Source organism: Bradyrhizobium sp. USDA 4506, assembly GCF_054058795.1.
This window is the reverse complement of the sequence record NZ_JBSSBM010000002.1, coordinates 1,027,913-1,048,840: the sequence shown is the minus strand read 5'-3', so window position 1 is coordinate 1,048,840 and position 20,928 is coordinate 1,027,913. Positions and strand designations below refer to the sequence as shown.

The following is a 20,928-nucleotide window of genomic DNA, read 5'->3' as shown; positions in this document are numbered from 1 at the left end:
AGAGGCCGAACCGCTATCAATCGTTGAAGTCGATATGCTTGTCGTAGACGATCTTGCCCTTGTCGTTCTTCACGACATTGTAGCCGTGCAGACCGTCGCCGTTCTTGTCGAAATTGTACTCGCCCTCGGCGCCGGCGAACTTCTGCGTCGCGAGGATGGCGTCGCGGATCTTGTTCGGATCGGTCGAGCCGGCCTTGTTGATTGCCGCCGACAGGATGGTGATCGCATCGTAGGGCCAAGCGCTCTGGTTGTCGGGCGCGGTCTTGTAGGCATCGCGATAGGCCTTGCCGAACGCCTTCGCCGCATCGCTTGAATCCTCGGCGAAGTCGGCGACGCCGTAGGTGTTGAACAGCGCGGGGCCGGCGAGCTTGGTCGAGGAGACCGCCACCACCGAGGGCGAGCCGACCCAGGGAATGTTGACGCCGAGCTGGCGCAGCTGCCGGGCAAAGATGCCGAGATCGTTCTCGAAGGTGAAGTAGGTGCCGAGCACGTCAGCGCCGGACTGCTTCACGGCCAGTACGACCGGGGTGAAGTCCTGACTCTGATTGGCATAGCCCTGGTCGAGCACCGGCGGCGCGCCGAGCTTGGTCAGCGCTTCCGAGAGCGCCTTGCCGCCCGCCGTGCCGAAGGCGTCGGTCGAATGCACGATCGCCCATTTCTTCTTTCCGAGCGTATTGACGCCGAAGTCGGCGATCACGCGGCCGGAATAATTGTCGTTCGGACGGAAGCGGAACAGCCAGGGATTGCCGGAATGGGTGAGGTCGGGATTGGTGCCGCCGATCATCACCGGCTTGCCGACCTTGATCACGTCGGGCGCCATCGCCTGCACCTGGGTCGAGCGGATCGAGCCGAGGAAGGCGACGATGTCGGATTGCGCGGCGAGCTTGGAGAATGCCAGCACGATGCCCGGATTGGTGGTCTGATCGTCCTCGATGACGAGTTCGACCTGCTTGCCGAGCACGCCGCCGGCCTTGTTGACCGCGGCCAGCGCCAGCTTGGCGCCGTTCTGGGCCCACAGCCCCTGCTCCGCCGCGGGTCCGGTCACCGGCACGCACATGCCGATCTTGATCGTCGCACCCTGCGCCCAAGCGCTGCGCATCAGCGCGGGTGCAGCGAGACCTGCCGCCAAGCTGGCGGAAAACTCACGTCTCGTCAGTTTCATTCCATCCTCCCTGTGATGCGCCGAACTTGCTGTCGGCTGCGTTGAGACGAGCTGACGCGTCGATCTGTTGGCCCGTCCGCAGCCATCAAACGGCGCGACGAGCAAACGTGAGCACCGCTGCAGCGCGCAAGCCGTGCAACGGCGACCATCAATCTGGCGTTTGACCCAGCTAAACATGATTGCACATTGCACGCAATAGTCAAAAGTTCGCTGGAAGAGGTGCGTAAATGCCTGCTACGAGCGACCATGACGCGATCACGTGATAGTGTGGCCAGCGGGCAGCCATTCCATGTCGATTCCACGAGCGAAATCGCAAACCAGACGAAAACAGCCGGCCTACGCGCTGATCAAGAGCGCATTGGCAAAGCACATCCGCGCTGGTGACGTGCCACCTGGCACGGTTCTTTCCGAATCGGCGATCGCGACCTTGTTCGGCTCCAGCCGCTCTCCGGTGCGGCAGGCTTTCGAACAGCTCGAGCATATCGGCCTGGTGCGGCGGTTCGACGGTCGCGGCGTCATCGCCGGCAAGCGCAAGGTCGACCCTCGGCGCGTCCCGATCACACCGGAAATGTTCGGGCTGACCGACGGCCCCGTCGATGCCGTGCGCAGCGACGCCTGGGATACGCTCTACTACAAGCTCGAACGTGAGATCATTTACCGGTCGCTGTTCGGACGCTTCCGCGTCAGCGAGCTCGCATTGGCGCGGCATTTCCGGGTGGGGCGCACGGTGGCGCGCAACCTGCTGCTGCGCGCGCAGGCGATCGGCATCCTCGAGAAGGGCGCCAAGGCGCACTGGTACGTGGTGCCGTTGGACGAGGACCGCCTCCGCGACATCTTCGAGGTGCGCGCAACGCTCGAGCCGCTGCTCCTCAAATCCGCGACGGCGACAATTCCTGCCGCCCTGCTCGACCGCATGGCGGAGCGGCTGCGCGAGGGGATCCAGCACCGCGACCGCGTCGGCGTCGGCGAACTCGATGAGATCGAAGGCGACCTCCATATCCGCTGCCTGGGTTACGGCGCCAATCGCGAGATGATCGAAGCCCTCAAGCGCACCCACTGCGCTTTCGTGATCGGCAAGCACATTCAGGTCGCCCTGACCGCGCCGCAGATCGATTCCTTCATGGACGAGCATCTGGTGATCATCGAGGCCTTGCGCACGCGTGACGGCGACGCGGCGGCAGCCATCTTGCGCCGCCATATCGAATGGTCCCACTCGAAGGTCGCGGGCTGGATTGCCGAATTCCGCGCCATCAACGTGATTTCGCGCGTGCCCTACATGGCCTGAGCGCGAATGCCGCGCATGATCGAAGCTACTCGTCAGCCTCGACCTCGGCGTCATCGGACGAGCCCATTCCGGCCAGGCTCGCTTCGAGCGCGCCCAGCATCTCCTGCAATTCGGCAAGCTTGCGCGCCCCGAAGCGCCGGGTGATCTCGGCATAGATCGTCTCCGACGTCGGCGCCACCGCCTCGATCAGCTTCAACCCCTTGGCGGAGATCGAAACCACCGCGCGCCGCGCGTCGTTCTCCGCTGCCTTGCGCTCGATCAACGCGCGGCCCTCGAGATCGCGAAGGATTCGCGACAGGCTCGGGCCGAGCAGAAACGCCATGCGGGCGAGTTCGGTGACCTCGATCTCGTCGACCGCGGTGAGCGCGCGCAGGATCCGCCATTGCTGCTCGGTCAGCCCGTGATTGCGCAGCGACGGACGGAATTGCCGCATCACCGCCTCGCGGGCGCGAAGCAGCGACATCGGCAGCGAGCGCGAGAACTCGCGCATCGGGGTCCGTCGCGCCGCCACGTCCTCGCCCTGCCCCGGCCGAATGTCGTTCGAATTTTTGCGCGCCATTACCTAATCCTGCGCAACGAAATTTTGCGTTGCAACATGCCTTGATTCAGTTTGCGGGAATTCACTTAACATGTTAATCATCTCCCGACATCCACTTTTGTGTAGCACGCATGGCCCTCTCCAAGGACGATATCCGCGCTGCCGCCGAACGGCTCGACGGCGCGGAAAAGACCCGCAAGCAAATCCGCCAGCTCTCGCTGGAATACCCCCGCATCACCCTCGAAGACGCCTACGCGATTCAGAAGGCCTGGGTCGAGATGAAGGTGGCGCAGGGCCGCGTCGTCAAGGGCCACAAGATCGGCCTGACCTCGAAGGCGATGCAGAGCGCGCTCAATATCGACGAGCCCGATTCCGGAATCCTGCTCGACGACATGTTCTTCGCCGATGGCGGCCTGGTCCCGACCGACCGCTTCATCGCCACCCGCGTCGAGGCCGAGCTTGCCTTCGTGATGAAGCATCGCCTGACCGGGCCGAACTGCACACTGTTCGATGTGCTGAACGCGACCGATTTCGTGGTACCGGCGCTGGAGATCCTGGATACCAGGGTCGAGCGCGTCGATCCCGAGACCAAGGCGACCCGCAAGATCTTCGACACCATCGCCGACAACGCCGCCAATGCCGGCATCGTGCTCGGCGGCCGGCCGATCCGCCCGCTGGACGCCGACCTGCGCTGGATCGGCGCGCTGTGCTTCCGAAATGGCCAGCTCGAGGAAACCGGTCTGGCCGCCGGCGTGTTGAATCATCCGGCGACCGCGGTGGCGTGGCTCGCCAACAAGATCGCGCCGAACGGGCTGGCGTTGGAAGCCGGCCAGGTCGTGCTGGCGGGCTCCTTCATCCGTCCGATCGAGACCCGCAAGGGCGACACCATCCAGGCCGACTACGGACCGTACGGTTCCGTAAGCTGCTACTTCGCCTGACGCCTTCAGCAGGAGCGCTGCATGCCGCATTTCACGCTTGAATACTCCGCCAATCTCGACGATCTCGTCGACATGAGCGCGACGGTCGAACTGGTCCGCAAGGCCGCGGTCGAGACTGGCATCTTCCCGCTCGGCGGCATCCGCGTCCGCGCCGTCAGATGCGAGCACTATGCGATCGCCGACGGCCGCAAGAATTACGGTTTCCTCGACATGGTGCTGCGGCTCGGCGAAGGCCGCGATCTCGCCACCCGCAAGAAGGCCGGCGAGTACATCTTCAAGGCGCTATCGGCTCATCTCGATCCGGTCTTCGCCAACAGCAAATTCGCGTTGTCGTTCGACATGCAGATCAACGACAAGGAAACTAGCTGGAAACGCAACAACATCCACGACGCACTGAAGGTGGAGACGGTCAATGGATAAAGCGACAGCGAAATCGCCAGCCGACGTGTTCCAGGCCAACCGCGATCGCGCCGGCCCGCTGCTTGCAAGCTTGAAAGCCGAAGGCATCGGCCATGTGATCGACGGCAAGATCGTGCCGGCGGCCTCCGGCCAGACCTTCGAGACGAGATCGCCGATTGACGGCACGGTGCTGGCGACGGTCGCACGCGGCCATGCCGAGGATATCGACCGTGCCGCAACCGCGGCGTCCAAGGCCTTCAAGGCCTGGCGCGACATGCCGGCGGCGCAGCGCCGCAAGCTGCTGCATCGCGTCGCCGATGCGATCGAGGCGCGCGCCGACGACATCGCCGTGCTCGAATGCATCGACACCGGCCAGGCGCACCGCTTCATGGCCAAGGCCGCGATCCGCGCCGCGGAGAATTTCCGCTTCTTCGCCGACAAATGCGGCGAGGCCCGCGACGGTCTCAACACGCCTTCGGACGAGCACTGGAACATCTCGACCCGCGTGCCGATCGGCCCGGTCGGCGTGATCACGCCGTGGAATACGCCGTTCATGCTCTCGACCTGGAAGATCGCGCCGGCGCTCGCGGCCGGCTGCACCGTGGTGCACAAGCCGGCGGAATGGTCGCCCGTCACCGCCGATCTGCTGGTCAAACTCGCAAAACAGGCCGGCATCCCCGACGGCGTGCTCAACACCGTGCATGGTTTCGGCGAAGAGGCCGGCAAGGCGCTGACCGAGCACCTCGCCATCAAGGCGATCGGCTTCGTCGGCGAGAGCGCGACGGGCTCAGCGATCATGGCGCAGGGCGCGCCGACCTTGAAGCGGGTGCATTTCGAGCTCGGCGGCAAGAACCCGGTGATCGTATTCGATGATGCCGATCTCGACCGCGCGCTCGACGCCGTCGTGTTCATGATCTACTCGCTCAATGGCGAGCGCTGCACGTCGTCGAGCCGGCTGCTGGTTCAGGAGAGCGTCGCCGGCAAGTTCATCGAGAAGCTGACCCAACGCGTAAAGGCGCTCAAGGTTGGCCACCCCCTCGATCCCGCCACCGAGATCGGGCCGCTGATCCATGAGCGGCATCTCGCCAAGGTGTGCAGCTATTTCGACGTCGCCAAGAACGACGGCGCCACGATCGCGGTCGGCGGCAAGCCGCATGACGGTCCCGGCGGCGGCCACTATGTGCAGCCGACGCTGGTAACCGGCGCGAACGCCAAGATGCGGGTCGCGCAGGAGGAGGTGTTCGGCCCGTTCCTGACCGTGATCCCGTTCAAGGACGAGCGAGAGGCGATCGAGATCGCCAACGGCGTGCAGTACGGCCTGACCGGCTATGTCTGGACCGGAGACATGGGCCGCGCGCTGCGCGTGGCGGATGCGCTGGAAGCCGGCATGATCTGGCTCAATTCGGAGAACGTCCGCCATCTGCCGACCCCGTTCGGCGGCATGAAGTCGTCAGGCATCGGCCGCGACGGCGGCGACTACTCGTTCGACTTCTACATGGAAACCAAGCACGTCTCGCTCGCCCGCGGGACGCACAAGATTCAGAAACTGGGAATTTAGCCAGCCGTCGTTCCGGGGCGATGCGCAGCATCGAACCCGGAACCTCGAGATTCCGGGTTCTCGCTTCGCGAGCCCCGGAATGACAATAAAATTGAGGGGAAACACCGATGCCCGTTCCGACACACGTTTTCGATCCGCCGTTCAACATCATCCGCTGCAGCCATGCCGTGCTCGACGTCACGGATCTCGACAAGAGCGCCGCCTTCTACGAGAAGACGGTCGGCCTCCACATCGAGAACCGCGACGACAAGTCGGTGTATCTGCGCGCCAGCGAGGAGCACCAGCATCACTCGGTGGTGCTGCGCAAGGCGCCGAAGGCGGCCTGCAACCGGCTTGGCTTCAAGGTCGGCAATGACGGCGACCTCGACAAGGCGGCCGCCTTCTTCTCCGAGAACGGCATCGCCTACGCTTTCGTCGACCAGCCGTTCCAGGGCCGCACGCTGCAATTCACCGATCCGTTCGGCTTCCAGATCGAGCTCTACGCCACGATGGAGAAGCGCCCGCACCTGCTGCGCCGCTACGATCTCTACAAGGGCTGCCATCCGCAGCGGCTCGACCATTTCAACGTGTTCGCCGCCGAGGTGCAGGACACAGTCGATTTCTACGCCCGGCTCGGCTTCCGCCTCACCGAATATGCCGAGGAGGACGGCGACAACGGCCGCGTCGCAGCCGCCTGGATGCACCGCAAGGGCAACGTCCACGACTTCGCCATCACCAACGGCCGTGGCCCCCGCCTGCACCACATCGCCTATTGGGTACCGACCGCGATGAACATCGTGCATCTCTGCGACGTGATGGCCTCCTCCGGCTACCTCAAGAACATCGAGCGCGGCCCTGGCCGGCACGGCATCTCCAACGCCTTCTTCCTGTACATCCGCGATCCCGATGGTCACCGCATCGAGCTCTACACCAGCGATTACTTCACCGGCGATCACGACCATGAGCCGCTGCGCTGGTCGCTGCGCGATCCGCGCCGCCAGACGCTGTGGGGCGCGCCGGCGCCGCGCTCCTGGTTCGAGGAAGGCTCGACCTTCGCCGGCCAGGCGGTGCGCGAGCCGCGCTTCGTCGCCGACGTGCTGGTCGCGGACTAGTGCGCGCCTTCCTCCTCACGTCGTCCCTGCTTTCGCAGGGACGACACCAATTATGGGACTACTAATGCCCTCTCCTCGCCTCGCCACCTATTCCTTCAACGGCGCCACCAGCTATGGCGTCGTCACCGACACCGGCATCGTCGACCTCTCGTCGCGCTTCGCCAAGGACTATCCGACGCTGCGCGAGGCGATCGCCGCCGGCGCGCTGAGCAGGCTCGTGGAGGATGCCGCCAGGCGCGCGCCCGACCATGCGCTCGACGCAGTCGCGTGGCAACCGCCGATCCCGGCGCCGGAAAAGATCATCTGCATCGGCGTCAACTACCCGGACCGCAATGCCGAATACAAGGACGGCTCGGACGCGCCGAAATACCCGAGCATGTTCCTGCGGGTGCCGCGTTCCTTCGTCGGCCACAACACGCCGGTGGTGCGGCCGCGCATCTCGCCGCAGCTCGACTATGAGGGCGAGCTGGTGCTGGTGATCGGCAAGGCCGGCCGGCACATTGCGGAGAGCGCCGCGCTCGATCACATCGCCGCGATCACGCTCTGCAACGAAGGCACCATCCGCGACTGGGTGCGGCACGCCAAGTTCAACGTCACCCAGGGCAAGAACTTCGATTCCACCGGCAGCCTCGGCCCGTGGATCGTGCCCTACACCGGTGAAGAGCAGATCGCCGATATCCGCCTGACCACGCGGGTAAACGGCGAGACCCGCCAGGACGACCGCACCTCGCGCTTGATCTTCGGCTTCCGCTACCTCATCAACTACATCTCGACCTTCACGACGCTGGTTCCCGGCGACATCATCGTCACGGGCACCCCGACCGGTGCAGGTGCGCGGTTCGATCCGCCGCGCTATCTGAAGCCCGGCGATGTCGTCGAGGTCGAGGCCGAAGGCGTCGGCGTCCTGCGCAACAGCGTCGTCGACGAAGCCAACTAACCTCACCAGCAAGTGGACAGTGCCATGACCTCAACATCCGGCGGCGAAGCGATCGTCAACGGCCTCGTCGCCCACGGCGTCGACACCGTGTTCGGCCTGCCCGGCGCGCAGATTTATGGCCTGTTCGATGCCTTCCACCAGGCCCAGCTCAAGGTGATTGGCGCCCGGCATGAACAGGCCTGCGGCTACATGGCGTTCGGCTATGCGCGCTCCAGCGGCAAGCCCGGCGTGTTCAGCGTGGTGCCCGGCCCCGGCGTGCTCAACGCCTCGGCGGCGCTGCTCACCGCATTCGGCTGCAACGAGCCGGTGCTGTGCCTGACCGGCCAGGTGCCGACGCAGTTCCTCGGCAAGGGCCGCGGCCATCTGCACGAGATGCCGGACCAGCTGGCGACGCTGCACACCTTCGTGAAATGGGCCGACCGGATCGAATACCCCGACAACGCGCCCGCGCTGGTGTCGCGCGCGTTCCAGGAGATGCTGTCGGGCCGGCGTGGCCCGGCCTCGCTGGAGATGCCGTGGGACGTGTTCACCCAGCGCACCCAGGTCGCGCCCGTCAAGCCGTTCGATCCGTTGCCGGCGCCGCAGCCCGATGCGGACCGCATCAAGGCGGCCGCCGACCTGATCGCCGGCAGCAAGGCGCCGATGATCTTCGTCGGCAGCGGCGCCATCGAGGCGCGCGAGGAAATCCTCGAATTGGCCGAGATGATCGACGCACCGGTCGTCGCATTCCGCAGCGGCCGCGGCATCGTCTCCAACGCGCATGAACTCGGGCTCACCATGGCTTCGGCCTACAAGCTCTGGCCGAAGACCGACCTGATGATCGGCATCGGCACGCGCCTCGAGCTGCCGACGATGTCGCGCTGGCCCTACCAGCCCGCCGGACTGAAATGCGTGCGCATCGACATCGATCCGGTCGAGCTGCGGCGCTGGCCGGCCGATGCCGGCGTGATCGCGGACGCCAAGGCCGGCACCGCCGATCTCGCCGCCGCTGTGCGCAAGGTGGGCTACCGCAGGACCTCCGGCCGCCGCGCCGCGATCCGCGAGGCGACGGCCGCGACCGAGCAGGAGATCCAGCGCATCCAGCCGCAGATGGCCTATCTGAAGATCCTGCGCGAGGTGCTGCCGGCGAGCGCCATCGTCACCGACGAGCTGTCGCAGGTCGGTTTCGCCTCCTGGTACGGCTTTCCGATCTACGAGCCGCGGACCTTCGTCACCTCGGGCTATCAGGGCACGCTCGGCTCGGGTTTCCCGACCGCGCTTGGCGCCAAGGTCGCCAATCCGGACAAGCCGGTGGTCGCGATCACCGGCGACGGCGGCTTCATGTTCGGCGTGCAGGAGCTTGCCACCGCCGTGCAGTTCAAGATCGCCGTGGTGACGCTGGTGTTCAACAACAACGCCTATGGCAATGTCCGCCGCGACCAGCGCGAGCGCTTCGACGGCCGCGTCGTCGCCTCCGACCTGGTGAATCCGGATTTCGTGAAGCTTGCAGAATCCTTCGGTGTCGGCGCCGCGCGGGTCACCTCGCCGGATCACTTCCGCCCCGTGCTGGAGAAGGCGCTGGCCGACGGCGGGCCTTACGTGATCTCGGTGGAAGTGCCGACGGATTCGGAAGTCTCGCCCTGGGCGTTCATCCATCCGGCGCGGAATAACTAAGCCAAACGCTCGTCATTCCGGGGCGATGCGCAGCATCGAACCCGGAATCTCGAGATTCCGGGTTCGTTTCGCCCCCGGAATGACAACGCTAAGCGCTTTTCACCCCGCGTTGCACCCGTGACGCGGCGATCACGAGCAGGCCGGCGCCGGCGACCGACCAGCAGGCGACCGGCGCCCAATGCACCAGCGGCGCATAGTCCGGCATCTTCTGCAGGCCACCCGCGACGGCCGCCATCCGCGCAAAGGTCGCAAGCGCCAGCGCCGAGAACACGAGGCCGGTGACCTTGCCTTCCGCGCCGGTCTCCCCGATCGCGAGCGCCGCGGACACCGCGCTCATCAGCATGCAGCCCCAAGCGGCCCCCGCCATGAATTGCGCCACGATCAGGACGTTGAGACTGCCGGCGATCTCGGCGGCGATGATCGCAAAGGCACCGAGCAGTCCCGCCGCGCCCATCACGATCAGGCCGCCGCGATGCTTGACGACGATGCTTGCCGGAAACATCGCGATGTTGAAGCCGATCCAGAATACCGGCATCAGCCATTGCAGCTCGTCCGCCTTGGCAAAGCGCAAATAGAACGGCGCGCTGTTGATGTTGAAGTGCAGCTGGTAGCCGAGCGACAGCAGCACCATCGATCCGATCAGGAACATCGGCACCGCCCCGAGCCGCTTCGCCGGGGGCGCCAGCCGCGCCGGCTGCGCCTCTGCCGCGATGCGGCGCTCGACGCCTGAGAAGGCGAGCGCGGTCAGCAGCAGCACCGCGCCTGACAGCACGAACGGCAGCCGTGCATCCTGGTTGCGCAGCACGACGCCAAGATAGGGCGAGACCGCGCCCGCGATGCCATAACCCAGCATCGCCAGCGCCGCGAGGAACGGCACCGAGGGTTGCGCGCGATACTTGCCGAGCAGCGTCAGCGGCGGCGCCCGCAAGGCCGACGACGTCACGGCCCAGATCACGATCAGCACGATCAGCCAGACCCTCGCGCCCGGCCCGGTGCCGGCGACGTAAGGCAATGCGACGAAGGCGGCGCAGGAGATCGCGGCAAGGATACCGACAAACAAGCCAAGGCGGCCGACCAGGCTCGAGATCCTGTCGGCGGCCATGCCCATCGCCGTGTCGGTGACGGTGAAGATGCCTTGATCCATCATCAGGATCAGGATCACGGTCGACGGCGCGATGCCGACATCGGCGCACAGCTTCGGCAGATAGATCAGATAAGTGGTCCAGCCCAGCGTGAAGACGAGCTGCAGCACGGCGAGATAGACGCCGGTACGGTTGACGGCGCGGTCGGCCTTGGTGGTCATCCGCCAAGTCTAGACCACCCGGCGGTTCAGCGCACCTTGCGGAAGGTCAAATTGATGCGCTGGCGGCCGAGCACGCTGTGCTCGCCATCTGCGAGCGGTGCCACGCCGTGATAAAATAGCCGTGACGAGCCGCCCCACACCGCAACGTCGCCATGTTCGAGTCGATAGCGGCGCGGCGTGTCGCTGCGCTGCAGGCCGCCGAACAGGAAGATCGCCGGCAGCCCGAGCGAGATCGACACGATCGGTGCGCGGTAGTCGAGCTCGTCCTTGTCCTGATGCAGCGACAGTTTTGCGCCGGGGACGTAGCGATTGATCAGGCAGGCCTCAGGCGCGAAGCCGTTGAAGCCGGCTTCATCAGCGGCGTCGACGGCGAGCCTGCGCAACACCTCCGGCATTTCAGGCCAGGGTTGTCCCGAGACGGGATCGATCGGATCATAGCGATAGCCGCTGGGATCGGAGACCCAGCCGACGCTGCCGCAATTGGTCATCGCGACCGACATGCGGTGGCCGCCCGGCGTGATCAGATGCCGGAACGGCGCCTGCTTGACGATGGCACGCAAGGCCGGGATCAGCTCGGCCTCGAACGGCCGGACAAAGCCGCGCAACAGCACCGCGCCATCCGCGATCGTCTCGCGCGATGGCCGGGCATCGCCAATGGTCTCGAACAGATCGGTGGCCACGCCTCTCTCGCACTCACTTCGCGTCGTGGAAGATCACACCAACGGTGTGGCGATGGCCGGAGCGAATCCTGCTGACGCCGTGGCGCAGATTGACACGATACGGTCCGCGCGTCCCCTGCACCGGTCGATGATGCACGGCAAAGGCCACCGCATCGCCCTTGGTGAGCGGCACCACCTCGGGCCGCGACTGCATCCGCGGCCGCTGCTCGGTCAGCACGAATTCGCCACCCGTAAAATCGCGCCCGGGCTGCGACAGCAGGATCGCGACCTGGATCGGGAACACATGCTCGCCATAGAGATCCTGATGCAGGCAGTTGTAGTCGCCCTCGCCATATTGCAGCAGCAGCGGCGTCGGTCGCGTCTGTCCGGCGTCATGGCAGCGCTTCAGGAACGCCGCATGCGACGGCGGGTAGCTGATCTCGATCCCCATCGTCTCGTTCCAGCGATTGGCTGTCGCGGTCAGCCGCGCATAGAGCGCGGGCCGCAGCTCCGCGATCAGGTCCGGCAGCGGATAGGAGAAGTATTTGTACTCGCCGCGACCGAAGCCGTGACGGCCCATCACGATCCGACTACGGAACTGGCTGTCGTCGGGATACAGCGCGGCGATGGCATCGCATTCCTCAGGCGTCAGCAGGCCGTTGAGGACGGCGCATCCCTGATCGTCGAGGTCGGTCTTGATCTGGTCCCAGTCGAGCCCGTCGACGCGGGCCGGGATGCCGGTGGATGGGCGGGTAATGGTTTTGGCTGTTGCTGTCATGGGACGGAATCTGGCCCCTGATTGCGGCCAGCGCCACCCGATTTCCGATCGAAAAGATGCAGAGAACGTCACCACAATTACGGTGTCGTCCTGGCTTGCGCCGGGACGACGCACGTGGAGAAAGCGTCGGTCATCTCCCTCACAACAACAACGCGGCGAGCAATCAGCCCCTCACCGGCAGCGTCACCACGTCGTAGCCGTGGCTGATCTTCCGCTTCAGCACCGGATCCTCCAGCTCGAACTCGAACCGGCTGGCCGGGCGGATGCCGCCCTTGGCCGCGAAGGTGCCGCCGAACATGGCGCAGCCGTCGGGCAGCGCACCCTGGTCGAAGCCGCGCGCGATCAGGTCCTTCACCGGCAGCATGTGATCGAGCGTGCCTTCCTGGTAGAGCACGCGCTGGCCGCCGATCACGGCCCAGGAACGCAGCACCAGCTGGTCCCAGTGGCCGATCACGTCCTCGAGTTCCCACAGCTCCGATGCCATCGGCTTGTCGCACATCTGCTTCGACACCGTGACGCTGTAGCTCTCGACCTTGCGGTCGGTGTGGTCGGAGCCGCAGCCGACGAAGATGCGGCCCTGCCAGCCGATCAGCACGAACTCGACCTCGCCGCTCGAGTCCTCGCCGCAGACTTCGATGGCATCGGCGAAGGTGAGCCGGCGCGCCGAGCAGCGGTAGTAGATCGGCGTGGTCGCGGGCCGCGCGATGCCGAGCGCCTCGAGCTCGGCGATGTGCTTGTCGCGCGCCACCGGATCGCGGCCGGTCCAGCCGGCGATCACGGCCTGCCTGATTTCCAGTGTGAGCGGAGTGGCGACGCCTTTGTCGTCGACATTGAAGGTGAGATCAAACACGGATCACGGTCTCCATTCCGGCAGCGAGCTCGAAAATGCGCCGATCCGAACCGCCCGCGGCGGCGAGCATCAGGCCGACCGGCGCCTCGCCCTCGTGATGCGCGGGCAGCGAGATCGCGCAGCCGTCGAGCACATTGATCAGCGTGCAATTGCGCAGCGCGCGCAAATTCTCGGTGGCGAACGCCTTGTCGTCGGCGAGGCTGGCGATCGTAGGCGGCAGGTTCGCCGTGGTCGGCAGCACCATCGCATCATAGGGCGCGATCCGCTTCTCGGTACGGGCGATGAAGGAGCGGCGTGCGTTGAGCAGATCGATATAGTCGGCGGCCGGAAAGCCCTCGCCGCGCTGGATACGCACGGCGACGCGCGGATCGTAGATGTCGCCCTTGCTGGCCAGCAGGAAGCGATGCCAGGCATAGCTTTCGGCGGCGGCAAAGCCGCCCTTGGCGTTCATGACGCCGACATCGAGCAATTCGGGCACCTCGATCCGCTCGATCAAGGCGCCTGCGCGCGACAACGCCGCGAGCGCGCGCTCGAAGGTTTTCGCGACGGCCTCGTCGAGGTCGTCGAGAGCGACCGTGGTCGGCACCGCGAGCCGCATGCCTTTCACCGGGCGCGGCGAGACCGGCGTCACCGGCTGATCCGCCAGCACCGCGTCGAGCGCGGCGCAGCAGGCCACCGAATTGGCCAGCGGGCCGTAGCTGTCGAGCGTGAACGACAGCGGCACGCCGCCATCGAGCGGAATCCGGCGTTGCGTCGGCTTGTAGCCGACGATGCCGTTGAAGGCGGCGGGAATCCGGCAGGAGCCGCCGGTATCGGTACCGAGCGCGCCGAACGCCATGCCGTCCGCGATCGAGACCGCCGCCCCCGAGGACGAGCCGCCCGGCACGTGGCCGGCGCTCCGGTTCCAGGCGCTCTTCGGCGTGCCGTAATGCGGATTGATGCCGATGCCGGAATAGGCGAACTCGGTCATGTTGGTGCGGCCGATCACGATGAAGCCGGCGCGCTTGAGCCGCGCCACGACAGGTGCATCGGCATCCGCCGGCGCGGAATCCTCCAGCGCGCGCGAGCCCGCCCGCGTCACCTGCCCCTTGATGTCGAACAGGTCCTTGATCGAAACCGGAATGCCGGCAAATGGCGACGGCGCGGCATTGGCCTTGCGCAGCCGGTCCATGGCGTCGGCGGCCTCGAGCGCGGCGTCGCGGTCGACATGGATGAAGGTGCGTTGGCCCTCGCCTGAGGGATCAGCGATTTTGGCGATGCACTGCTCGACGAGCTTGCGGGCAGAGGTCGCGCCGCCGGCGAGATCGGCGGCCAGGGAGGCGAGTGTCGGATTCTTGGGCATGGCTTTCACTTCACGGCTTGCACTTCATGGCTTGCAGTTGATTGTCGCGCGAACCGAGGCCGATTTCCAGCCCGCCGGCGCCTCACCTCGCATCACTTCAGCCCGAAATAGGCGCGGTGCAGCTCTTCATTGCCGCTCATCTCGGCAACCGTGCCGGAGAAGCGGATCCGCCCGCCTTCCAGCACGAATACGCGGGTGGCAATCTCGAGAAAACCGATATTTTGCTCCGCGATCAAGAGTGCCAGTCCGCGGCCCTGCAGGCTCGACAAGGCGCGCAGCACCTCCTTGACGAACAGCGGCGACAGCCCGGCCGAGGGCTCGTCCATCACCAGCAGCTTCGGCTCGGCCGACAGAGCCTTGGCGATGCCGAGCATCTTTCGCTGACCGCCGGACAGGCTGGACGCGGGATCGCGGCGCTTGTCGCGCAGCACCGGGAACAGGCCGTACAGTTCGTCGACCCGCGCCCCCGGATTGGCATGGCCCAGCGCCTGCGCGCCGACGCGGATATTTTCCTCGATCGACAGGTCGGGAAACACCGCAAGCTCCGACATGTAGGTCATGCCGCGCTTCATGCGGTCCGACGAGCGCATCCTGGTGATGTCCTCACCGCCGAGCTTGATGTGGCCGCTGCGGGCCTCGATCAGGCCGACCAGCGACTTCAGGAACGTGGTCTTGCCCGCGCCGTTGGCGCCGAGCAGCAGCACGGTCTCGCCGGGGCGGACGTCGAGATCGACGCCCCACAGCACCTGCATGGTGCCGTAGCCGGCATCGACGCCCCTCGTGTCCAGAAGCGACACCGCATCAGTGGGCATGCTCGCCTCCCAAAAATACCTCGATCACCTGCGGCTCGCGTACCGCGGTCGCCAGCGTGCCCTCGAAGATCTCCTTGCCCGCATTGAGCACGATGACGCGGTCGGTGATCTGTTCGATGAAGCCCATCAGATGCTCGACCACGATGATCGCCATGCCGGTCGCGGCCAAGGCCTTGATGCGGCCGGCGATCCAGTCGAGCTCCGCCGGGTTGAGGCCGGCCGCGAGTTCGTCGAGCAGCAGCAGCCGCGGCCGCGTGGCGAGCGCACGGGTCAGATCGAGCATCTTCTGCTGCGCGCTGTTGAGATCGGCGGCCGGACGGTCGGCGACCTCCTTCAGCCTGAAATCCTCAAGCAGTTCGGCAATCGACGGCGCACCGGTCGCGCCGCCATAGGCCAGCGCCACCTGGATGTTCTCGCGTACCGTGAGCGACAGGAACGGCTTCGGCACCTGGAAGGTGCGGTTGATGCCGCGGTGAACGAGCTTGTGCGAGGCGACGCCGCCGGCGGACGCGCCGTCGAACACGACCTCGCCGCCGTCTGGCGCATAGAGACCGGAGATCACATTGATCGCCGTGGTCTTGCCGGAGCCGTTCGGGCCGACCAAACCGAGGATCTCGCCCGGCACGACGTGAAAGCTGAGGCCGTCGAGAGCGTGGAAACCGCCGAAGCGCTTGACCAGCTTCGAGACCTTGAGGATCGGGTTTTTCTCAGGGGACATGCCACCCCCTGCGGGTTGCCAGCGACACCAGTCCTGCGGGCAGGAACAGCACCAGGCCCATGATCAAAAGACCATAGATCAGCTGGAAATATTGCGGCGTGGTGAAGCCGATCAGATTGTAGATGCCGTAAAGGATCAGCACACCGACGATCGGGCCGGTGATGGTGGCAACGCCGCCGAACAGCGCGAACACGATCGCGAAGATCGAGAACTCGCCGGAGAACACGTTGTCCGGATAGAACACCGAGACGTACCAGGCGTAGATGCCGCCGGCGAGGCCAGCGACCAGCGCCGAGGCGAGCCAGGCAATCACCCGCATCTTCACGATATTGACGCCGGCCATCGAGGCCGACACCGCATCCTCGCGCACGGCCTGCAGCGCCAGCCCGAACGGCGAGTTCTTCAGATAGACCACGGCGCCGACCGTCAGCGCCATCACGACGACCGCGGCATAGTAGGCGTGGGTCGGGTTGAAGGTGCCGGTGAGCGACACGCCGTAGGGGCCCTTGGTGATCCCCTCCAGCGCGGGGTTGGCGACGAAATGCAGCACCGCGAGCGAGGCCGCGAGGTTGGCGATCGCGAAATACGCGCCCGACAGCCGCAGCAGCGGCGTCAGCAACAGGCCGAGCGCAACCGCCACGACGCCGCCGACCAGCACGGCGAGCGGCGCCGGTGTATGCAGATGCATCACCACGATGGCGAAGCCATAGGCGCCGGCGCCGAAGAAGCCGACATACCCGAACGGCAGATAGCCGGTGAAGCCATAGATGATGTTCACGCCTTGCGCGAGGATCAGGAAGATCACGAAGTTGAACAGCAGCAGATGGTTTTGATAGACGCCGGGCAGCAGTGCGAACACCACCACCAACGGCGCCAGGATGAACAGCAGGTGCTTCGAGGCGTTATGCAACGCGCACCCGCCTTCCGAGCAGACCGCTCGGGCGCAACAACAGGATCACGATCAACAACACATAGGGCAGCAAGTCGGCCCAGGAACTGAGATAGGTCTGCACCAGCATGTAGCACAGACCGTAGACGACACCGCCGAGCGCGGTACCGAGCGGATTGCCCAGCGAACCCAGCACGACGATCGCAAACGACGTCACCGTCGCGTCGGCGCCGAACGCCGGCGTCACCGAGCCGAACATGAAAGGCGCGAACACGCCGGCGACCGCCGCGATGCCGAGGCCGATACCGAACGCCGCCGCCGAGACGCGATCGACATCGATGCCGGTCGCCAACGCCTCGTCGCGCCGTGACATCACGGCGCGGGTCAGGGTGCCGAGCCTTGTGTGGTAGAGATAGAGGTAGACCAGCGCGATCGCGATCAGGCTGGTGATGGCCGCGATCACCCAAGGCGCGGGAAAACCCTGGCCGAAGATCTGGATCGGCCCTGCGCCGCCCGCCTTGCCGCCGAACCACTTCACCTTGATGGTCGTGAACACGGTGCCGAGCAGCCGGCTCTGGATCGAGCGCTCGCTGGTGCCGGCGAAGATCGTGGTGACGGCCTCGATCACCTGCGACAGGCCGAAGAACAGGATGATCGACAGCATTTCCGGATTGGCCGAGCCCTGCAGCCGCGGCACCAGCACCCAGTACAGCAGCACGCCCACCAGCACGAAGACCACGAAGGCCAGCGGCACCGCGAACAGCGGGTCGATGCCGGCGAGGCCGACCACGCCGAGCGCGATGAAGGCGCCGAGCATCAGGATGTCGCCATGCGCAAGGTTGACGATGCGCATGACGCCGAACACGAGATTGAGACCGATGCCGACCAGGCTGAAATACAGCCCGAACAGCACGCCGGCAACCAGCGCATAGGTCATGCTACCGCTCGCCGCCGAAGGTTACGCCTGCCGCACTCACCTGCATCACGGCGCCGGATAGATCGGCTTGCCGTTGGCGGTGTCGTGCGGATAGATCGAGACGAACTTGATGTGATCGTGCTCGTCGACCGTGAGCTGGCCGAGCGGCGTCAGTTCGCCGATCTGGCCGCCGGTCTCATCCAGCGCGAAGGTGCCGTCCAGCGTCTTGAGCTGGCCGCTGAGCGAGAACACCGCGCGGCGCAGCTCCATCTGGTCGAGGCTGGTCGCAACCGACAGTGTCTTCTCGATCACCAGCGCCGTGGTGTAGCCGGCCACCGCGTTGAAGCCGAACTCCATCTTGCCGTCGTTGTACTTCTTGGTCCAGGCGGCGCGGAAATCCTTCATGTTCATCCCGAAATTGACGGGATAGTCCAATTCGGACGGCGGCACGTAGGTCCAGATGTGCTCGAGGCCCTTGGCGCCGACATTCTTCTCGAGCAACTCGGTCTCGAGACCGGCATAGATCGCGAACAGCATCTTGAACTTGGTGCCGACGTCCTGGACGTTGCGCAGGAAGGCGATGTCGTTCGGCGCATAGCCGAAATGGATCACCGCGTCCGGATTGGCGTTGCTGATGTTGTTGATGATGACGTTGTAGTTGGTGGTCTCGGTCGGAACGCCCTGGTCATAGACGATCTCGATCGGCGCGCCGGACTCCTTGACGAACTTGCGGAACGCGTTGGCCTGGGTGCCGGTGAACTCGTTGGTCGAATAGAGGATCGCGACCTTCTTGATGCCGAGGCCAGGGCCGTCATGGCTGATGAAGTCGGCGACCGGCTTCGGCCACACCGTCGACACCGGATCGGCCATCAGCGCGATGTAGGGATTGTCCTTGGAGAAGAAGCTCGCGCCGGTGCCGGTCTGGTCGAACAGGAACATCTTGTGATCGCGCGCGATCGCAACCGCGGGCGCCGTCAGCACCGATCCGGAATCGGCGACCAGGAGATCGACCTTATCCTGGGTGACGAGCTGATTATAAAGCGTCGAGGCGGTCGCGGTGTTGCTCTGGTCGTCATAGGAGACGAGCTTGATCGGGATCTTCTTGTCGAACGCCTTCACGAACACGCCGCCCTCGGCGTTCTTCTGTTCGACCCACAATTTCAGCGAGCTGTAGACCGGCATCGAGATCGAGGCGTAGCGCCCCGAGGATGCGTAGAGCGTGCCGATCTTGATCTCCGACGGTGCGTCGGCGGCCATCGCCTGCGTGGCGAATGCGAGGCTGGCAGCGAGTGCCGCGCCGATGATCCTCAGCATGATATTGTTCCTCCCGGCTATCTTGGACGTGTCTTGAACCGCGGCCCTTCTACGCGCCGGATCGGAGCGACACAAGCATCGCGGCCTTAGCAATTGTGCGAGGGGCGGAATATGCGGCATGCGCGGGACACAGGCCGCTGCGCGGAGCATGGATGGACCGTTGACGGGCCTTGGTTCAATGTCGCATCAAGACTGTAACGATTTCGGGAGGAGACATCAGACATGGCCGAGCCCGCGCGCGCGAAACCAAAACCGACACCGGAGACCCAGCATTTCTGGGATGGCGCCAAGGCCGGCGAGCTGCGCCTGCAGCGCTGCGATGCCTGCGCCAATGTCTACTTTCCGCCGCGGCCGTTCTGCCCCTCCTGCGCCTCGCGCAAGGTTTCGATCTTCAAGGCTAGCGGCAAGGGCAAGCTCTACAGCTACGTCATCAACCACCGTCCCGCCGCGCCCGGCTTCACGCCGCCTTACGCGATCGCCGTCGTCGAGCTCGACGAGGGCCCGCGCATGATGAGCAACATCATCGATTGTCCGCAGACGCCGGAAGCGCTCGAGCTCGACATGCGGCTCGAGGTCGCCTTCGAGGCGCTCGACGACAAGATCACGCTTCCTTTGTTCCGTCCGGCAAAGGGATAACGCAATGCGCAGGAACCAGGTTGCCGTCGTCGGTGCGGCCGAAACCACCGAACTCGGCGTCATCCCGAACATGTCGCAGATCCAGCTGCACGCGGACGCGGCGCTGAATGCGATCGCGGACGCCGGCCTGAAGCTGTCCGACATCGACGGCTTCGCTACCGCGGTGGAGACCCCGCAGCAGATGGCGCACTATCTCGGCATCACGCCGACCTGGGTCGACGGCACCTCGGTCGGCGGCTGCTCCTTCATGCTGCACGTCCGCCACGCCGCCGCCGCGATCGAGGCCGGCCTGTGCAAGACCGTTCTGATCACGCATGCCGAAAGCGGCAAGTCGATGATCGGCAAGCAGCCGCGCTTCACGCCCGCCGACAGCCTCAACGGCCAGTTCGAAGCACCGTTCGGCGTCTACGGGCCGCCGAGCATGTTCCCGATTCCCGTGCTGCGCTTCATGAAGACGCACGGCATTACGCATGAGCAGCTTGCGATGGTCGCCGTCGTGCAGCGCGAATGGGCGGCGAAGAACCCGCGCGCGACCATGAAGGATCCGATCACCGTCGCCGACGTCCTGAACTCGCGGATGATCGCCTATCCGCTCCGGCTGCTGCAATGCTGCCTCGTCACCGACGGCGGCGGCGCGCTGATCCTCACCTCAGCCGACCGCGCCAAGGATTTCCCGAACAAGCCGGTCTACATCCTCGGCACCGGCGAGAGCGTGGAAACGCCGATGGTCAGCCAGATGAAGACGTTCGACTCATCGCGCGCCTTCAAAGTGGCAGGGCCGCTGGCCTTCAAGGAGGCCGGCATCACCCACAAGGACGTCGATCATCTGATGATCTACGACGCATTTGCGCATCTGCCGCTCTACGGCCTCGGCGACCTCGGCTTCATGCCGTACGAGGAGACCGGCAAGTTCATCGCCGACGGCAACACCCGCCCCGGCGGCAAGCTGCCGCTCAACACCAATGGCGGCGGCCTCAGCTACATGCACTCCGGCATGTACGGCATGTACGCGCTGCAGGAGAGCGTGCGGCAGATGCGCGGCATCGCGCCGGCGCAGGTGCCGAACGCAAAGATCTCGGTCTGCCACGGCGTCGGCGGCATGTTCGCCGCAAGTGGCACGATCATCTTTACGAACGAGAAGTAACAACTC

At 65.4% G+C, this 20,928-nt stretch carries 21 protein-coding genes; 9 read left to right on the top strand and 12 right to left on the bottom strand.

Annotated features, from left to right (window positions below):
* Positions 1–16: 16 nt before the first annotated feature.
* The gene (locus ACVIHF_RS07215) at positions 17–1,162 is read right to left on the bottom strand and encodes an ABC transporter substrate-binding protein (protein ID WP_092083322.1); all 1,146 of its coding nucleotides are present in this window, start codon (positions 1,160–1,162) and stop codon (positions 17–19) included.
* A 289-nt stretch (positions 1,163–1,451) separates the two neighbouring features.
* Here ACVIHF_RS07215 and ACVIHF_RS07210 point away from each other — a divergent pair, with 289 nt between their 5' ends.
* Positions 1,452–2,447 (top strand): GntR family transcriptional regulator, encoded by a 996-nt coding sequence (locus ACVIHF_RS07210; RefSeq protein WP_092083321.1) that lies wholly within the window; start codon positions 1,452–1,454, stop codon positions 2,445–2,447.
* Positions 2,448–2,472: 25 nt separating this feature from the next.
* On the opposite strand, the gene hpaR is transcribed toward ACVIHF_RS07210, so the two are convergent.
* Positions 2,473–3,006: a homoprotocatechuate degradation operon regulator HpaR gene (gene hpaR, locus ACVIHF_RS07205; protein ID WP_057015717.1), complete on the bottom strand. Its 534-nt coding sequence runs from the start codon at positions 3,004–3,006 to the stop codon at positions 2,473–2,475.
* A 110-nt stretch (positions 3,007–3,116) separates the two neighbouring features.
* On the opposite strand from hpaR, the gene hpaH reads away from it, so the two are divergent.
* The 6 genes from hpaH (at position 3,117) to ACVIHF_RS07175 (ending at position 9,561) form a co-directional block, all read left to right on the top strand.
* Positions 3,117–3,923 (top strand): 2-oxo-hept-4-ene-1,7-dioate hydratase, encoded by an 807-nt coding sequence (hpaH, locus tag ACVIHF_RS07200; RefSeq protein ID WP_141339477.1) that lies wholly within the window; start codon positions 3,117–3,119, stop codon positions 3,921–3,923.
* A 21-nt stretch (positions 3,924–3,944) separates the two neighbouring features.
* Positions 3,945–4,343: a 5-carboxymethyl-2-hydroxymuconate Delta-isomerase gene (locus tag ACVIHF_RS07195; RefSeq protein WP_253609602.1), complete on the top strand. Its 399-nt coding sequence runs from the start codon at positions 3,945–3,947 to the stop codon at positions 4,341–4,343.
* Positions 4,336–5,880, top strand: a complete 1,545-nt coding sequence (hpaE, locus tag ACVIHF_RS07190) for a 5-carboxymethyl-2-hydroxymuconate semialdehyde dehydrogenase (protein WP_253609603.1) — start codon at positions 4,336–4,338, stop codon at positions 5,878–5,880. The genes ACVIHF_RS07195 and hpaE overlap by 8 nt, the downstream gene beginning before the upstream one ends.
* A 107-nt stretch (positions 5,881–5,987) precedes the next feature.
* Positions 5,988–6,971 carry a 3,4-dihydroxyphenylacetate 2,3-dioxygenase gene (gene hpaD, locus ACVIHF_RS07185; RefSeq protein ID WP_456791876.1) on the top strand — a complete coding sequence of 328 codons (984 nt, stop codon included), beginning with the start codon at positions 5,988–5,990 and terminating at the stop codon, positions 6,969–6,971.
* 64 nt (positions 6,972–7,035) lie between these two features.
* Positions 7,036–7,908, top strand: coding sequence for a fumarylacetoacetate hydrolase family protein (locus tag ACVIHF_RS07180; RefSeq protein ID WP_253609605.1), 873 nt, complete (start codon positions 7,036–7,038; stop codon positions 7,906–7,908).
* 24 nt (positions 7,909–7,932) lie between these two features.
* Positions 7,933–9,561 (top strand): thiamine pyrophosphate-dependent enzyme, encoded by a 1,629-nt coding sequence (locus ACVIHF_RS07175; RefSeq protein ID WP_253609606.1) that lies wholly within the window; start codon positions 7,933–7,935, stop codon positions 9,559–9,561.
* Positions 9,562–9,649: 88 nt separating this feature from the next.
* Here ACVIHF_RS07175 and ACVIHF_RS07170 read toward each other — a convergent pair whose 3' ends face one another.
* The 10 genes from ACVIHF_RS07170 to ACVIHF_RS07125 all read right to left on the bottom strand — a co-directional run bounded on the left by ACVIHF_RS07170 (position 9,650) and on the right by ACVIHF_RS07125 (position 19,142).
* Positions 9,650–10,864 (bottom strand): MFS transporter, encoded by a 1,215-nt coding sequence (locus tag ACVIHF_RS07170; protein WP_253609607.1) that lies wholly within the window; start codon positions 10,862–10,864, stop codon positions 9,650–9,652.
* Between the two features lie 26 nt (positions 10,865–10,890).
* Entirely contained in the window at positions 10,891–11,544 is a 654-nt protein-coding gene (gene alkB / locus ACVIHF_RS07165; RefSeq protein WP_456791875.1) for a DNA oxidative demethylase AlkB, read from the bottom strand.
* 13 nt (positions 11,545–11,557) lie between these two features.
* Positions 11,558–12,301: a 2OG-Fe(II) oxygenase gene (locus tag ACVIHF_RS07160; RefSeq protein WP_253609608.1), complete on the bottom strand. Its 744-nt coding sequence runs from the start codon at positions 12,299–12,301 to the stop codon at positions 11,558–11,560.
* 163 nt (positions 12,302–12,464) lie between these two features.
* Positions 12,465–13,151, bottom strand: coding sequence for a DUF2848 domain-containing protein (locus ACVIHF_RS07155; RefSeq protein WP_028331749.1), 687 nt, complete (start codon positions 13,149–13,151; stop codon positions 12,465–12,467).
* Complete coding sequence (locus ACVIHF_RS07150; RefSeq protein WP_253609609.1) at positions 13,144–14,493, bottom strand: amidase; 1,350 nt, start codon at positions 14,491–14,493, stop codon at positions 13,144–13,146. The genes ACVIHF_RS07155 and ACVIHF_RS07150 overlap by 8 nt, the downstream gene beginning before the upstream one ends.
* Before the next feature lie 92 nt (positions 14,494–14,585).
* Positions 14,586–15,305 carry an ABC transporter ATP-binding protein gene (locus ACVIHF_RS07145; RefSeq protein WP_057015727.1) on the bottom strand — a complete coding sequence of 240 codons (720 nt, stop codon included), beginning with the start codon at positions 15,303–15,305 and terminating at the stop codon, positions 14,586–14,588.
* Positions 15,295–16,023: an ABC transporter ATP-binding protein gene (locus tag ACVIHF_RS07140; RefSeq protein WP_092083309.1), complete on the bottom strand. Its 729-nt coding sequence runs from the start codon at positions 16,021–16,023 to the stop codon at positions 15,295–15,297. The genes ACVIHF_RS07145 and ACVIHF_RS07140 overlap by 11 nt, the downstream gene beginning before the upstream one ends.
* Entirely contained in the window at positions 16,013–16,933 is a 921-nt protein-coding gene (locus ACVIHF_RS07135; protein WP_253609610.1) for a branched-chain amino acid ABC transporter permease, read from the bottom strand. The genes ACVIHF_RS07140 and ACVIHF_RS07135 overlap by 11 nt, the downstream gene beginning before the upstream one ends.
* Positions 16,926–17,849, bottom strand: a complete 924-nt coding sequence (locus ACVIHF_RS07130) for a branched-chain amino acid ABC transporter permease (protein WP_050386056.1) — start codon at positions 17,847–17,849, stop codon at positions 16,926–16,928. Before ACVIHF_RS07130 ends, ACVIHF_RS07135 begins: the two co-directional genes overlap by 8 nt.
* Positions 17,850–17,894: 45 nt before the next feature.
* The gene (locus ACVIHF_RS07125) at positions 17,895–19,142 is read right to left on the bottom strand and encodes an amino acid ABC transporter substrate-binding protein (protein ID WP_225163931.1); all 1,248 of its coding nucleotides are present in this window, start codon (positions 19,140–19,142) and stop codon (positions 17,895–17,897) included.
* A gap of 222 nt (positions 19,143–19,364) precedes the next feature.
* Between ACVIHF_RS07125 and ACVIHF_RS07120 the strand changes: the two genes are divergently transcribed.
* Both ACVIHF_RS07120 and ACVIHF_RS07115 read left to right on the top strand, forming a co-directional pair.
* Complete coding sequence (locus tag ACVIHF_RS07120; RefSeq protein ID WP_253609611.1) at positions 19,365–19,778, top strand: Zn-ribbon domain-containing OB-fold protein; 414 nt, start codon at positions 19,365–19,367, stop codon at positions 19,776–19,778.
* 4 nt (positions 19,779–19,782) lie between these two features.
* Positions 19,783–20,922 (top strand): thiolase C-terminal domain-containing protein, encoded by a 1,140-nt coding sequence (locus ACVIHF_RS07115; RefSeq protein WP_253609612.1) that lies wholly within the window; start codon positions 19,783–19,785, stop codon positions 20,920–20,922.
* The last annotated feature ends 6 nt before the right edge of the window (positions 20,923–20,928 follow it).

Bases quoted from the DNA above. Each gene is read 5' to 3' on its own strand.
- ACVIHF_RS07215 (WP_092083322.1), bottom strand. From the start codon at position 1,162: ATGAAACTGACGAGACGTGAGTTTTCCGCCAGCTTGGCGGCAGGTCTC.
- ACVIHF_RS07210 (WP_092083321.1), top strand. From the start codon at position 1,452: ATGTCGATTCCACGAGCGAAATCGCAAACCAGACGAAAACAGCCGGCC.
- hpaR (WP_057015717.1), bottom strand. From the start codon at position 3,006: ATGGCGCGCAAAAATTCGAACGACATTCGGCCGGGGCAGGGCGAGGAC.
- hpaH (WP_141339477.1), top strand. From the start codon at position 3,117: ATGGCCCTCTCCAAGGACGATATCCGCGCTGCCGCCGAACGGCTCGAC.
- ACVIHF_RS07195 (WP_253609602.1), top strand. From the start codon at position 3,945: ATGCCGCATTTCACGCTTGAATACTCCGCCAATCTCGACGATCTCGTC.
- hpaE (WP_253609603.1), top strand. From the start codon at position 4,336: ATGGATAAAGCGACAGCGAAATCGCCAGCCGACGTGTTCCAGGCCAAC.
- hpaD (WP_456791876.1), top strand. From the start codon at position 5,988: ATGCCCGTTCCGACACACGTTTTCGATCCGCCGTTCAACATCATCCGC.
- ACVIHF_RS07180 (WP_253609605.1), top strand. From the start codon at position 7,036: ATGCCCTCTCCTCGCCTCGCCACCTATTCCTTCAACGGCGCCACCAGC.
- ACVIHF_RS07175 (WP_253609606.1), top strand. From the start codon at position 7,933: ATGACCTCAACATCCGGCGGCGAAGCGATCGTCAACGGCCTCGTCGCC.
- ACVIHF_RS07170 (WP_253609607.1), bottom strand. From the start codon at position 10,864: ATGACCACCAAGGCCGACCGCGCCGTCAACCGTACCGGCGTCTATCTC.
- ACVIHF_RS07160 (WP_253609608.1), bottom strand. From the start codon at position 12,301: ATGACAGCAACAGCCAAAACCATTACCCGCCCATCCACCGGCATCCCG.
- ACVIHF_RS07150 (WP_253609609.1), bottom strand. From the start codon at position 14,493: ATGCCCAAGAATCCGACACTCGCCTCCCTGGCCGCCGATCTCGCCGGC.
- ACVIHF_RS07145 (WP_057015727.1), bottom strand. From the start codon at position 15,305: ATGCCCACTGATGCGGTGTCGCTTCTGGACACGAGGGGCGTCGATGCC.
- ACVIHF_RS07140 (WP_092083309.1), bottom strand. From the start codon at position 16,023: ATGTCCCCTGAGAAAAACCCGATCCTCAAGGTCTCGAAGCTGGTCAAG.
- ACVIHF_RS07130 (WP_050386056.1), bottom strand. From the start codon at position 17,849: ATGACCTATGCGCTGGTTGCCGGCGTGCTGTTCGGGCTGTATTTCAGC.
- ACVIHF_RS07125 (WP_225163931.1), bottom strand. From the start codon at position 19,142: ATGCTGAGGATCATCGGCGCGGCACTCGCTGCCAGCCTCGCATTCGCC.
- ACVIHF_RS07120 (WP_253609611.1), top strand. From the start codon at position 19,365: ATGGCCGAGCCCGCGCGCGCGAAACCAAAACCGACACCGGAGACCCAG.
- ACVIHF_RS07115 (WP_253609612.1), top strand. From the start codon at position 19,783: ATGCGCAGGAACCAGGTTGCCGTCGTCGGTGCGGCCGAAACCACCGAA.